A 12,920-nucleotide genomic window follows, 5' to 3' on the forward strand; every position below is an offset into this window, starting at 1 on the left:
GATGTCCATCGACTACGCCGGCTTCCGGCGCGAACTGGAGACGTTCGCGCGCAGCGCCTGTCCGAGCGAGATCCGCGCCGTCGTCGCGGCCGGTCAGAAGATCACCAAGCGCGAGTACCAGACCTGGCAGCAGATACTGAACGCGCAAGGCTGGGGCGCACCGAGCTGGCCGCTCGAGGCGGGCGGTACCGGGTGGGATATCCGCCAGCGCCTGATCTTCGAGGAGGTGATGGCCGAAAACGACTGCCCGCCGCTGTACCACCATGGCCTCGGCCACATCGGTCCGGTGATCATCCGCTTCGGCACGCCCGCGCAGAAGACCCGCTTCCTGCCCCGCATCCTCGACGGTGCCGACTGGTGGTGCCAGGGCTATTCGGAGCCCGGCTCGGGCTCCGACCTGGCCTCGCTGGCCACCAGCGCGCGGCTGGACGGCGACGAATGGGTCGTCAACGGCCAGAAGATCTGGACCTCGCATGCCCACGAGGCCAGCATGATCTACATGCTGGTGCGCACCTCGAAGGAGGCGAAGAAGCAGGAAGGCATCTCGCTGCTGCTGGTGCCGATGGACAGCAAGGGCATCACCGTGCGCCCGATCCGGACCATCGACGGCTGGCATCACCTCAACGAGGTGTTCTTCGACGAGGTGCGCGTGCGCGCCGACAACCTCGTCGGCGAGGTCGGCAAGGGCTGGACCTGCGCCAAGTTCCTGCTCGAGCGTGAACGCCTGCCCCCGGCCAACGTCGCGCGGCTCGAACTCATGCGCCGCCAGGTCACGCAGCTCGTCGCGCACGCGACGCGCAAGGCCGCGGGGCGGCGCGACTTCAGCGGCCTGCACCACAAGCTGCTGCTGTGCGAGGCCGACGTGAAGGGTGCCCGCGTGATGATGGCGCAGGCCACCGACGACCTGCTCCACCAGCGCCCGCTGGGCGTGCAGGCCTCGGTCATCAAGATGACCTGCGCCGACGTGGCGCAGCGACTGACGACCATTGCCCTCGATGCGGTCGGCCCCGACGCGGCGCATCGTTTCCTCGCGGAAGCCGGGGACGACGCGCCCGACGCCACCTGGATCCAGAACTACATGTTCACGCGCGCCCGCACCATCGCCGGCGGCACCTCCGAGGTGCAGCGCAACGTGGTCGCCAACGAATTGCTGGGAGCCTGATCCATGTCCACTTCTTTTCCGTCCCTGTTCCCCGGCATGCTGCTCGAGTCCGCGGACCGCTATGCCCAGGACCACGTCGCACAGCCCCTCCAGGGCGACCCCGTGCGCACGCTTGGCTGGACCGCGACGCTGGTGCCCGAGGAGGCCGGCGGCGTCGGCGGCAGCCTGGGCGATCTCGCCTCCATCGTCGAGGGACTGGCCACGCACGGCCTGCAACTCCCGGTGGTCGAGACCTGTGCCGTCGTGCCGCTGCTGCTGCAGGCCGCCGGTGCCGAGACGGCCCATCGCTGGCTCGAGGCGGTGGCCGAAGGCAGCGCGCAGATCGCGCCGCTGACGGCCCTGTCGGCCACGCCGGACCACCTGGCCGTGACGGCCCGGCACCTCGACATCGGCTTCGAACTGAGCGGCGAAGTGCAAGGCGTGGACCTGAGCCTGCCCGCCACGCACTACCTCGTGCCAGCGCAGATCGATGGCGAAGACGCCATCTTCCTGGTCGACGCAGAGCGCATCGGTGCGCCGAAGGCACGCTACCGGACCATGGAAGGCCGCACGGGCGCCGACTTTTCGCTGGAGCGGCTCGCGGTGCCCGAAAGCGCGTGCATCGCGCGCGGCACCGCCGCCCGAGACGCGCTTGCAAAAGCCACCGATGCCGCATTGCTGCTGACCGCCGCCGACACTGTGGCCGCGCTGGCCACGCTGATCCGCGAGACCGTCACCCACCTCAAGGAGCGGCGCCAGTTCGGCGTGGCGCTCTCGAGCTTCCAGGTGCTGCGCCATCGTGTGGCCGACATGTACGTGAAGTACCTGGGCGCCAAGGGCCTGGTGATCCACTGCTTCCACGCCTACGCGCAGGACGCGGCCGACCTGCGCCGCACCTTGCGCCTGGCCAAGGTATCGCTCGCCGAATCGGCGCGCGCCTGCGCCGAATCGGCGATCCAGATGCACGGCGGCATGGGCGTGAGCGAGGAGGTGCTGGCCACCCGCACCGCCCAGCGCCTGATCGCCTCCGAGTTCCGCTACGGCGACCGCCTGCTGCATGTCGCGCACCTGCTCGCGCAGCAGCCGGTCGTCGAATCCGTTTCCCTTTCTGCCAACCCAACCGGGAGTGTGCGATGAGCATCCATCTGGAAGTTTCCGACGGCATCGCCGTCGTCCGGCTCGACAAGCCGCCGGTCAATGCCCTGGCCCGCGCGACGCGGCGTCGCCTGATCGAGATCTTCGACGAGATCTCCGAACGCACCGACGTGCGCGTGGCCATCCTCACCGGCACCGGCAAGTTCTTCTGTTCGGGCGCCGACCTCAAGGACCGTCCCGATCCCGAGAAGGCGGGCGACTTCCTCGACCACAACCGCTGGACGCGCGAGACCGGCAACGCGATCCGCGAATGCACCAAGCCCGTGATCGCGGCCGTCAACGGCCCCGCGCTGGGGGCAGGCTTCGGTCTCATGGCCGCGTGCGACATCTTCCTCGCCAGCGAGGACGCGACCTTCGCGATGCCGGAGATCAACGTCGGGCTGGCCGGCGGTGTGTCGATGCTGCGGACCATGGTCGGCCGCTCGTTCACGCGCCGCATGTTCTTCACCGGCATGAAGGTGCGCGCCGCCGAGCTGTACCGCCGCGGCGTGCTCGACGAGGTGGTGCCCGCCGAGCAGCTGATGCCGCTGGCGATGGAGATCGCGCAGGAGATCGCGTCGAAGGCGCCGCTGGCCATCGCGCACGCCAAGCAGGCGGCCAACATGATGGACCTGATGCCGCAACGCGACGGCTACCGCTTCGAGCAGAACATCACGATGGCGCTGGCCAAGACCGAGGACGCGCAGGAAGCCCGCATGGCCTTCCTCGAGAAGCGCCAACCCGTCTACAAGGGGCGCTGAGATGCAGGTCATGGACGTGGGGCGCGGGCTGGACGCGCTGTTCAAGCCGCGCTCGATCGCCATCTTCGGCGCATCGGACGACGTCACCAAGATCGGCGGCCGGCCGCTGCAGTTTCTGCAGAAATACGGCTACGCGGGCAGCATCTACCCGATCAACCGCAAGGCCGGATTGGTGCAATCGCTGGAGGCTTATGCCGCCCTGGCGGACCTGCCCGAGGCGCCCGAGCTGGCCGTGATCGCGGTGCCGCCCGCCGGCGTGCTCGAGGCGGTGCAGGATTGCGCGCGACGCGGCGTGAAGGCGGCGGTCATCCTGTCCGCCGGTTTCTCCGAGTTGGGCGAGGAGGGCGGCCGGCTGCAGCTGCAGATCGGCGACGTCGCGCGGGCCAGCGGCATGCGCATCGTCGGCCCCAACTGCCTGGGCGCGATCGGCGTGCCCGACAAGAGCATCGCCACCTTCTCGGTGGCGCTGGAAGCGTCCTTCCCCGAAGCCGGCGCCGTGGGCATCGTCTCGCAGAGCGGCAACCTGGGAAGCTTCACGCTGCGCCTGGCAGGCGAGCGTGGCCTGGGCATCAGCCGCATGCTGACCACGGGCAACGAATGCGACGTCGACATCGCCGATGCCATCGCATCGTTGGCGATGGACCCCGGCACCGCGGTGATCCTGTGCTGCATGGAGACCTGCCGCGACGGTGCGAAGCTGCGGCAGGCGATGGCCATGGCACGCGAAGCCGGCAAGCCGCTGGTGGTGCTCAAGGTGGGCGTGTCCGAGGCCGGCAGCGAGGCCGCGGCCTCGCACACCGGCGCGCTGGCGGGCTCGGACGCGGTGTTCGATGCGGTGCTGCGCGAGGGCGGCGCGATTCGCGTGCCCAGCATCGAGCAGTTGCTCGAGGTCGGCCATGCGCTGTCGGTGGTCGGGCCGGCGGGCCTGCCCACGGGCCATCGCGTGGCAGTGCTGACGGCCTCGGGGGGATTCGGGGTGCTGCTGGCCGATGCGGCCAGCGCGCAGGGCCTCGCCCTGCCCAAGCTGAGCGCCGGGACGCAGCAGCGCATCCTGTCGATCGTGCCCTTCGCGGCGCCGTCGAATCCGGTGGACATGACCGCGCAGGTCTCGAGCCGCCCCGAAGTGCTGGCCCAGGTGCTCGATGCCGTGGCGCGGGACGACAGCTGCGACGCGCTGATCCTGCAATCGGCCAACGCCTTCCATGTGCCTCGGCTGCGCGACGTCTTCCTCGGCGCGCTGGCGCAGGTGCGCAAGGACCACCCTTCGCGCCTGATCCTGCTGTGCGCACGCGCCCCGCAGGAGGTGCGTGCCCAGCTCACCGAAATGGGCTTTCCGATGGTGGAGGGGATCGATGCCGCCTGCGCGACGCTGGCGGCGCTGATGCGCTTCGGCGCGCGTGCCGCGGCGCGTGCCGCGGCACCGGCCGCTGCCGCCGGCATCGAACGCGCACCGCTGGCGGCCGAGGCCTTCGCCACCGAAGCCAGTGCCAAGGGCGTGCTGGCCGAGGCGGGCCTGCCCGTGCCGCTGGAAGTGATCGCCGCCAGCCGTGACGAGGCGCTCGCCGCAGGCCGCCGGCTCGGCTTCCCGCTGGTGCTCAAGATCGTTTCGCCCGACATCGCGCACAAGACCGAGGTCGGCGGCGTCTTCGTCGGCGTGCGTTCCGAAGCGCAGCTGGCCGAGGAATACGACATGCTGCTCGCGCGCGTGGCGCTGAAGGCACCGCAGGCGCGCCTCACCGGTGTGCTCGTGGCGCAGATGGTGGAGGGCGGCGTCGAGCTGATCCTGGGCAGCACGAAAGACCCGGTGTTCGGCCCGATGGTGATGGTCGGGCTGGGCGGCATCTTTGCCGAGATCCTGCAGGACGTGGCACTGCAGCCCGCACCGGTCGATGAAGCGCAGGCCATCGCCATGCTGCGTTCGCTCAAGGCCTTCCCCTTGCTCGACGGCGCGCGCGTCCGGCCCAAGGCCGACGTGCAGGCCGCGGCGCAGGCCATCGTGGCCTTGTCGCGCTTCGCCGTGCGCCACGCCCAGAGCGTCTCCGAGATCGATATCAACCCCCTGATGGTGCTGGACCACGGGCGCGGCGCCTATGCGCTGGATGCCCTGCTGGTGCCCGTGCCACACGCCGAGAAAGCCAAGCCATGAACATGTCCCTCACCGGCCGCACGGCCTTCATCAGCGGTGCGGGCCACGGCATCGGCCGCGCCACCGCCCGCGCCATGGCGCGCCTGGGCGCCACCGTCGGCATCAACGACCTGAAGCCCGCGTTCGTGGAGGAGGCCGTGGCCGAGATCCGCGCGCTCGGCGGGCAGGCGATCGGGCTGCCCTGCGACGTGTCGACGCGCGAGGGCATGCGCGAGGCCGTGGCGCAGTTCACGCGCGATGCGGGCCGACTGGACGTCATGGTGAACAACGCCGCCTGGGTGCGCTACCAGCCGCTGGCCGAGATCACGCCGGAGGTCATGGACCGCATGGTGGAGATCGGCTTCAAGTCGGTGATCTGGGGCATCCAGGCCGCGGCCGAGGCCATGGACCCGGAGCGCGGCGGCTCGATCATCAACGTGGCCTCCATCGCGGCCTTCAAGTCGCCGATGCGCTCGGTGGTCTACAGCGGCATCAAGGCCGGCGTGCTGGGCATCACCCGCGCTTCGGCGGCCGACCTGGGCGCGCGCAACATCCGCGTGAATGCGGTGGCGCCCGGCGCGGTGCCGACCGAGGGTACGGCCAAGCATCGCAACCTCGAGCTCGATGCCAAGCGCATCGGCCGCACGCCGCTCGGTCGGCTGGGCACGGTGGAAGACATCGCCGATGCCATCTGCTTCCTGGCCAGCGATGCGTCCCGCTTCTTCAACGCGGACGTGCTGCGCCTGGACGGCGGCGCCTCGGAGACCTCGCTGTGAGTGGTGCCACGACCCCGCCCAAGCGCGTGCAGAGCGTGTTCGTCGTCGCGCGCGAGCCGGCCAGCCTGCATGCCTTCTATGAAGGCGCGCTGGGCCTGCCGTTGAAATTCCGCGATGGCGACCGGTGGATCCAGTACGGCGTGGGGAACACCAACGTGGCGCTGGCCTGCGCCGAAGAGGCTGCGCCCGCGACGGGCGGCCTGGTGATGGTGCTGGAAGTGGAGGACTTCGAGGGCGCACAGGAGCGCATCGCCGCGGCCGGCGGACAGGTGCTGGGTTTGCGCGACATGGGCAGCCACGGCGCTGTGCTGTCGCTGCGCGATCCCGAAGGCAACCTGGTGCAGCTGTTCCGTCGCGCGGCACCGGCACCCGCTTCGGCATGAGCGCCGAGGCGCCGGGCCCGGCCGACCTGCAATCGTTGCTGGACCGCGAAGCGATCCGTGACTGCCTCTACCGCTATTGCCGCGGCATCGACCGCGTCGACGAGGCCGCCTTGCGCTCGGCCTACTGGGAAGACGCCACCGACTGCCATGGCGCCTGGAACGGCAGTGCCGCCGGCTTCATCGCGCAGGCCTTGCCCAAGCTGCGGCAGGGCGGGCGCCGCATCCACCAGATCACCAACGTGCTGATCGAACTGCACGGCGATGCGGCGGCGGTGGAGAGCAGCTTCTTCGCGTTGCAGGCCACGGCTGCGCAACCGGAGCGCGAGACCTTTCTCTGCGGGCGCTACCTGGATCGTTTCGAGCGTCGCTGCGGTGTCTGGCGTGTGGCCGCGCGCATCGTCGTCTACGACTGGATCGAGGAACGCGTCCGACCCGAGCTGACGCAGGACGATGCGGCCCTGTTTGGCCCCCGTCAACCCGTGGGCGGGCCCGCGCCCCACGATGCGCTCTATGCGCTGCTGCGACAGGTGCGTGCGGCCTGAGCGCCAGCCGCCCAAGACCTGCTCCTACTCCACCCCCCGATCGTCCAAGGTCGCGGAGTGCATATCGACCTGCGCATTGCTTCCAAGCGACCGGTGGCCGCTTGCGCGCCGCGCCGTCATGATCGGATGATGGATGCCCGGCGGCGTCGCCGCAGCCCGCACCTTGCCGTGGGCGCGGCAGCCGTTGTCTCAGAAAAGAAGCCCATGAACACCACCGTTGCAGCCCCGCCCCCTGCCATCGCCCCGTTGCGCGACTTCGTCGTCGCCTTCGGCCACCTGCTCGACTCCGGCCCCGACGAGCCGCGCATCCTGCAGGAAGGCGGCGCGCTGCTGCGCACGCTGGTGTCGCGCGACGACTGGCTGCCCGAGGCCTTCGCGCAGCCGCATCCGGTGCACTACCAGCAACTGCTGCTGCACGCCGACTCGACCGAGCGCTTCTCGGTCGTGAGCTTCGTCTGGGGTCCGGGCCAGGCAACGCCGGTGCACGACCACACGGTCTGGGGACTGATCGGCATGCTGCGCGGCGCCGAGGAAAGCCAGGGCTATGCCGAGCGCGAGGGCCGCGTGGTGGCACAGGGCGAGGCGATCCGGCTCATGCCGGGCGACGTCGAGGCCGTGTCGCCGCGCATCGGCGACGTGCACCGCGTGCGCAACGTGTACGACGACCGCGTGTCGGTGAGCATCCATGTCTACGGCGCCAACATCGGCGGCGTGCGGCGCCACATCTACCTGGCCGAGGGTGGGCGCAAGCCCTTCGTCTCGGGCTACTCGAACACCGTGCTGCCGAACCTCTGGGATCGTTCCGCCGAGGTCCGCGCCAGCTGAGTCGGCGCTCCCGGCCACGTCGCGCAGCACCATCGCATCGCGCAGCGAGGTCGCCCGCCCGCTGTCCCTGAAGACTTGCTGAAGCAGGATCCTGGCGCTTGGCCGATACTGCGGGGTGGTCCCTAGGCGATGCCGTTCGCCCCTGCCCGCATCGCGGTGTGCCGACGGCTGTTTCCGGACTGAACGAAAATACCGCCTCGTATCTCTGGAGACTTGCCGTGAAGTGGATCGTCCTCGCCATCTTTGTGCTCAGCGCACTCTATGTCCATTTCCGGGGGCAGGTCCGGCATCGCTTCCTGCGCCAGCTGTCCGACCACTCGAGCTTCCTGGCGCCGCTGAACGTGTTCATGTACATGTTCTCCAAGGTGCCGAGCACGCCCTACCTGTCGCCGGCGGAATTTCCCGAGATGCGGGTGCTCGAGCAGAACTGGGAAATCATCCGCGAAGAGGCGCTGGCGATGCGCAACGGCGGCGCCATCAAGGCCTCGAGCCAGTTCAACGACGTGGGTTTCAACTCCTTCTTCAAGAGCGGCTGGAAGCGCTTCTACCTCAAGTGGTACGACGAGGCGCATCCCTCGGCCGCGGTGCTGTGCCCGCGCACGACCGAACTGCTCAAGGGCCTGGGCACGGTCAAGGCCGCGATGTTCGCCGAACTGCCGCCTGGCAGCCGGCTGGTGCGCCACCGCGACCCCTTCGCGGGCTCGCTGCGCTACCACCTGGGCCTGTGGACGCCGGGCGTCGAAGGCTGCTACATCGACGTCGACGGCCAGCGCTACCACTGGCGCGACGGCGAGGCCGTGGTGTTCGACGAGACCTACATCCACTACGCCGAGAACACCACCGACCACGACCGCGTGATCCTGTTCTGCGACATCGAGCGACCGATGAAGTACCGCTGGGCCATGGCGGTGAACCGCTGGTTCGCGAAGAACGTGCTGGCCGCCGCCAGCTCGCCCAACGAGGCAGGCGACAAGACGGGCGGCATCAACCGCGCCTTCAAGTACATCTATCAGGTCCGCGTGATCGGCAAGCGCCTCAAGGCCTGGGACCGCCGCGCCTACTACCTGGTGAAGTGGACGATCTTCGGCGGCCTGGCCCTCTGGATCTTCTATTGAGCGCGATGGCGACCTACCGCTTCGACGTGTTCGGGCGCCGCATGGCCATCGAACGCGTGGGCGAGCGTTGGCACTGCTACCTGCTGGGGAGCGAAGGCAAGCGGCGCAGCGTCGAGCTCGCCGTGCCGCCCGAAGTCACGCGCGAGGAACTCGCGCAGTACCTCTACGACGTCTACCACGAGGACGCGACGCCCACCAACGGCGACGTCGTGGAAGTCCTGCCCGACGACGGCAGGGTCTGAGCGAGGCCGCGGCTTCGTCCCGCTAGCTGGGGTGGACCCGTACCGCCACGATGCAGCCGGCGGGGCCGAGGCGCGCGACCTGCACCGCTTCGTGCGGAGAGGCCAGCAGGCCCTGGTCCGCATCAAGCGGCTGCAAGTCCGAAGGCGTGACGACCTGAAAACCCCCTTGCAGCACCAGCAGGCACAGCGGCACGCCTGCCGAAGGTGCGATGGAGACATCCGCGCGGTGCACGACCACCTCGGCGTGCGCGTTCGCGCGCCGCGTCATCACGTTGAAGAAGCGCGCGGGCCTTTGTGCGAGCCGCGCGCTGAAGGCTGTTTCACCCGCGAAGGTCTGCAGGTCACCCGCTGTCGTCCACGACAGGACCTGGGTGTCGGACCTCAGCGTGACCGCGCCGTCCACCAGCACGGCAGTGCGGTCGACGCCGGCAAAGGTCGAGAACGCGCCGTCGCCGGCGATGGAGGCGACGCTGAGGCGCCAATCCCAGCCGTCGGGCCCCGCCGCCTCGGCCGGCGCGCGGCCGAGGCAGCCCTGGTCGATCTCGCGGGTTTCACCGCCGCCGTTGCGCCAGGGCGCGACCGGCAGCGCGTCGAGCGCGAAGCGGCGCATCCCGCCTCAGGACACCGCGCCCAGGCCGTACTTGCCGGTGAGCAGGCCGCCGGTGCGGAAGCGCTCGAGCGCATAGGGCTCGATGTCGACCTCGGTCTTCAGGCCCAGCGCCGATTGCGCGAGCACCAGGCCCACGGCCGGCGACAGCTTGAAGCCGTGGCCCGAGAAGCCGTAGCCGACCACCAGGCCGGGCAGGTCCGGCAGGCGTCCGAGCACCGGATTCCAGTCGGGCGTCACGTCGTACACGCCGGTCCACGACGAGGCGACACCAGCCGTCTCGAAGCTCGGGAAGCGTTCGGCCACCTGCTCGCCGACCTCGACCACGTAGTCCATGCTGATGTCGCCTTGCTCGTTGTCCGGCTTGTCGAGCGTCTCGCCGACGATGCCTTCGCTGACCAGCATCTGGTTGCCGCCGTAGCTGCGGCAGTACAGCATGCCCGGCGAGCCCAGGTCCTTGTAGACCGGCATCTTGAAGGTGTAGGCCTCCGGTCCTTCGAGGGCCAGCACCGCATGGCGCTCGGCCTTGACCGGGCTCGAGATGCCGGTCCAGCGTTCGATGTCCGTGGACCAGATGTTCTGCACGCTGATCACGGTCTGTGCGTCGAAGCGGCCTTCCGAGGTCTCGACGCCGGCCACGCGGCCGTTCTCGACGAGGAGCTTGTGGACCTCCACGCCTTCCTTGATCTTCACGCCCAGGCGGCGCGCCGCGCGGGCGAAGCTCGTGGCCACCAGGTAGGCGTCCGCGAAGCCGGCCTCGGGCTCGTAGCCGATCAGGGCGGCATCGTCGAAGCGGGCGATGGGCAGCAGGCTCGCGGCCTGGTGCGCATCCAGCAGGTCGACCTGGATGCCCTGGGCGCGTTGGGCTTCCAGCGCGGCGCGCAGCGGCGAGAGCTTGGCGCCCTCGGGCGCCGCGATCAGGTAGCCCGATTTCACCAGGCCGGCCGACGCTTCGTCGTCCTGCAGGTAATTGGAGAAATCATTGAAGATGCGCCACGAGGCCTGGGCCAGCCGCACGTTCTCGATCACCGAGTAGTGCGTGCGCAGGATGCCGCTGGATTGCGAAGTCGTTCCGGCGCCGATCTGCGTGCGGTCCAGCACCAGAACGTTCGTGCAGCCGAGGCGTGCGAGGTGATAGGCGACCGAGGTGCCGATCACACCCGCGCCGATCACGATCGCGTCATAGGTTTTCATTCCACAGTCCTGACAAGATAAAAACGGATGGGCGCAAGCCTAAGAGCCGACCCTCGCGTTCCCGCTGGACATTCCGGAAACTGATTTTCAGCATCAGCGCCGCTTGAGCTATGGCATCGGCCGCGGGCGCCGGCCAGGATCGGCCACTGCCGCTCGCATCACTTTCTTCTCCCATGACTTCGACCGTTTTCAACCTCGTGCAGGGCGACGTGCCGCTGCTGATCTCCATCCCGCACCTGGGCATCGCGCTGCCGGACGAAGTGCGCGGCAGCCTGGCGCCCGAAGCGCTGGCCGTGCGGGACACCGACTGGCATCTGGACACGCTCTACGGCTTCGCCCGCGCCATGGGCGCCTCGGTGCTGGGCGCCCAGGTCTCGCGCTACGTCATCGACCTGAACCGGCCGCCCGGCGGCGAGAGCCTGTACCCGGGCCAGACCACCACCGGCCTGTGTCCCACCGAGAGCTTCCGCGGCGAACCGCTCTATCGCGCGGGCCGTGCGCCAGACCCGGCCGAGATCGAGCGGCGCCGCGTCACCTATTGGCAGCCCTACCACAATGCCCTGCGGGCGGAACTGGACCGGCTGCGCGCGCTGCATGGCCAGGTGCTGCTGTGGGAGGCGCATTCGATCGCCAGCGTGCTGCCGCGGCTGTTCGAGGGCAAGCTGCCCGACCTGAACATGGGCACCAACGACGGCGCGGCCTGCGCCGACGACATCCTGGCGGCGGCCATGCGACCGGTGGCCGACAGTGGCGGGGCGTTCACGCATGTGGTCAACGGCCGCTTCAAGGGCGGCTACATCACCCGCGCCTACGGGCAGCCGGCGTCGGGCGTGCATGCGATCCAGCTGGAGATGTGCCAGTCCGTCTACATGAACGAGGAGGCGCCGTTCGAGTACCGCGCGGACCTCGCGGCGCGAGTCCAGCCGCTGCTGAAAAGAATGCTGGGCGCGGCCATGCTGCAACTCGCCACCCGCGACGCGTAGGACGCGAGGACCGCTGGAGGCGTGTGCTGTAATCGATCGCATGAATCCCAACAGCAAGAAGGGTCTGCCCGATCTGGACCTGCTGGTGAGCTGGATCGCGGTCATCGAGTCGGGCAGCGTGTCCGACGCCGCCACGCTGCTCGACATCTCGCAGGCGGCGGTTTCGCAGCGCATCAAGCAACTCGAGACCTTCTTCGACACCGCGCTGCTGGACCGCACCACGCGCCCCGCGCAACCTACTGCCGCCGGGCAACGGCTGTTCGAGCACGCGAAGGAACTGCTGACGCAGGCCGACCAGCTGGTCGAGAGCGTTCGCGGCCTGAGCCGTGCCAAGCGCATGACCGTGCGCATCGGCTGCGTCGATTCCTTCGCGGCCACGGTCGGGCCGCTGCTGATCAAGGGCCTGGCCGGCTCCTCGCACCAGATCCGGCTCTGGTCCGGCATCACGCCCACGCTCGATGCTTCCATCGAAGGCCGCCAGCTGGACTTGGCCGTGACCACCAGCCTGCACGGCGCGGCCGGCATCGCACGTGCATCGCTGTTCTCCGAAAAGTTCTACGCAGTCCTGCCCGCCAAGTTCGATGTCGGCCCGCTGGGCTCGCTGACCGAGATCGAGCGGCAGCTCAAGTTCATCCGCTACAGCGCCCGCTCGGTGATCGGCCAGCAGGTCGACGACTACCTGCAGCGCTGCGGCGACGTGCTCGAGCGCACCTACGAATTCGACACCACCGACCCGCTGATCAGCCTGGTCGCCAACGACATGGGCTTTGCGCTGACCACGCCGCTGTGCCTCTGGCAGTCGCGGCAGTTCCTGCCCGATGTGCGCGTCGTGCCGATGTCGGCCTTCACGCGGCACGGCCGCCCCTATGTCGACGTGAGCCGGACCTTCTATCTGGCCTATCGGCAGGGCGAGATGGGCACCTTGCCGACGGAGGTGCGCGACCTGATCCGGATCGCGGTGCGGCGCCAGCTGTCGCAGGACATCGCGCTTGCGCTGGGGCTGGACGAAGAGGCGCTGGTCGCTTCCGAGAGCGGCGACTGAGCGCCGGGTCTTCCGGGTCTTAAGCATTGCATCGGCGGGTCTTATCTTCG

Annotated in this window: 14 protein-coding genes; 12 read left to right on the forward strand and 2 right to left on the reverse strand. The window is 69.2% G+C overall.

Annotation, left to right across the window (positions count from 1 at the left end; translation table 11 throughout):
* Nucleotide 1 precedes the first annotated feature (1 nt).
* The 10 genes from ACSFBC_RS12125 (at nt 2) to ACSFBC_RS12170 (ending at nt 9,044) form a co-directional block, all read left to right on the forward strand.
* Complete coding sequence (locus ACSFBC_RS12125) at nt 2–1,162, forward strand: acyl-CoA dehydrogenase family protein (RefSeq protein WP_435510567.1); 1,161 nt, start codon at nt 2–4, stop codon at nt 1,160–1,162.
* Nucleotides 1,163–1,165: 3 nt separating this feature from the next.
* Complete coding sequence (locus ACSFBC_RS12130; RefSeq protein WP_435510568.1) at nt 1,166–2,278, forward strand: acyl-CoA dehydrogenase family protein; 1,113 nt, start codon at nt 1,166–1,168, stop codon at nt 2,276–2,278.
* Nucleotides 2,275–3,036 carry an enoyl-CoA hydratase/isomerase family protein gene (locus tag ACSFBC_RS12135; protein ID WP_435510569.1) on the forward strand — a complete coding sequence of 254 codons (762 nt, stop codon included), beginning with the start codon at nt 2,275–2,277 and terminating at the stop codon, nt 3,034–3,036. The genes ACSFBC_RS12130 and ACSFBC_RS12135 overlap by 4 nt, the downstream gene beginning before the upstream one ends.
* Nucleotide 3,037: 1 nt before the next feature.
* Nucleotides 3,038–5,182 (forward strand): acetate--CoA ligase family protein, encoded by a 2,145-nt coding sequence (locus ACSFBC_RS12140; protein WP_435510570.1) that lies wholly within the window; start codon nt 3,038–3,040, stop codon nt 5,180–5,182.
* A complete protein-coding gene (locus ACSFBC_RS12145) occupies nt 5,179–5,937 on the forward strand; it encodes an SDR family NAD(P)-dependent oxidoreductase (RefSeq protein ID WP_435510571.1) in 759 nt (252 codons plus the stop codon). Before ACSFBC_RS12140 ends, ACSFBC_RS12145 begins: the two co-directional genes overlap by 4 nt.
* Nucleotides 5,934–6,320 (forward strand): VOC family protein, encoded by a 387-nt coding sequence (locus tag ACSFBC_RS12150; RefSeq protein WP_435510572.1) that lies wholly within the window; start codon nt 5,934–5,936, stop codon nt 6,318–6,320. The genes ACSFBC_RS12145 and ACSFBC_RS12150 overlap by 4 nt, the downstream gene beginning before the upstream one ends.
* Nucleotides 6,317–6,862 (forward strand): nuclear transport factor 2 family protein, encoded by a 546-nt coding sequence (locus ACSFBC_RS12155; protein WP_435510573.1) that lies wholly within the window; start codon nt 6,317–6,319, stop codon nt 6,860–6,862. The genes ACSFBC_RS12150 and ACSFBC_RS12155 overlap by 4 nt, the downstream gene beginning before the upstream one ends.
* A 204-nt stretch (nt 6,863–7,066) precedes the next feature.
* The gene (locus ACSFBC_RS12160; protein ID WP_435510574.1) at nt 7,067–7,687 is read left to right on the forward strand and encodes a cysteine dioxygenase family protein; all 621 of its coding nucleotides are present in this window, start codon (nt 7,067–7,069) and stop codon (nt 7,685–7,687) included.
* A gap of 218 nt (nt 7,688–7,905) precedes the next feature.
* Nucleotides 7,906–8,802: a lipid A hydroxylase LpxO gene (lpxO, locus tag ACSFBC_RS12165; protein WP_435510575.1), complete on the forward strand. Its 897-nt coding sequence runs from the start codon at nt 7,906–7,908 to the stop codon at nt 8,800–8,802.
* Between the two features lie 5 nt (nt 8,803–8,807).
* The gene (locus ACSFBC_RS12170; RefSeq protein ID WP_435510576.1) at nt 8,808–9,044 is read left to right on the forward strand and encodes a DUF7661 family protein; all 237 of its coding nucleotides are present in this window, start codon (nt 8,808–8,810) and stop codon (nt 9,042–9,044) included.
* A gap of 22 nt (nt 9,045–9,066) precedes the next feature.
* Here the strand turns inward: ACSFBC_RS12170 and ACSFBC_RS12175 are convergent, their stop codons facing one another.
* Complete coding sequence (locus ACSFBC_RS12175) at nt 9,067–9,654, reverse strand: HutD/Ves family protein (protein ID WP_435510577.1); 588 nt, start codon at nt 9,652–9,654, stop codon at nt 9,067–9,069.
* A gap of 6 nt (nt 9,655–9,660) precedes the next feature.
* Nucleotides 9,661–10,845 carry an NAD(P)/FAD-dependent oxidoreductase gene (locus ACSFBC_RS12180; RefSeq protein ID WP_435510578.1) on the reverse strand — a complete coding sequence of 395 codons (1,185 nt, stop codon included), beginning with the start codon at nt 10,843–10,845 and terminating at the stop codon, nt 9,661–9,663.
* Nucleotides 10,846–11,018: 173 nt separating this feature from the next.
* Here ACSFBC_RS12180 and hutG point away from each other — a divergent pair, with 173 nt between their 5' ends.
* On the forward strand, nt 11,019–11,828 hold the full coding sequence (gene hutG / locus ACSFBC_RS12185; RefSeq protein WP_435510579.1) for an N-formylglutamate deformylase: 810 nt from the start codon (nt 11,019–11,021) through the stop codon (nt 11,826–11,828).
* A gap of 40 nt (nt 11,829–11,868) precedes the next feature.
* Nucleotides 11,869–12,870 carry a LysR family transcriptional regulator gene (locus ACSFBC_RS12190; protein ID WP_435510580.1) on the forward strand — a complete coding sequence of 334 codons (1,002 nt, stop codon included), beginning with the start codon at nt 11,869–11,871 and terminating at the stop codon, nt 12,868–12,870.
* Nucleotides 12,871–12,920: the final 50 nt, after the last annotated feature.

The organism is Variovorax frigidus (assembly GCF_051216515.1).
In the GTDB taxonomy this organism is placed as follows: Bacteria; Pseudomonadota; Gammaproteobacteria; order Burkholderiales; family Burkholderiaceae_C; genus Variovorax.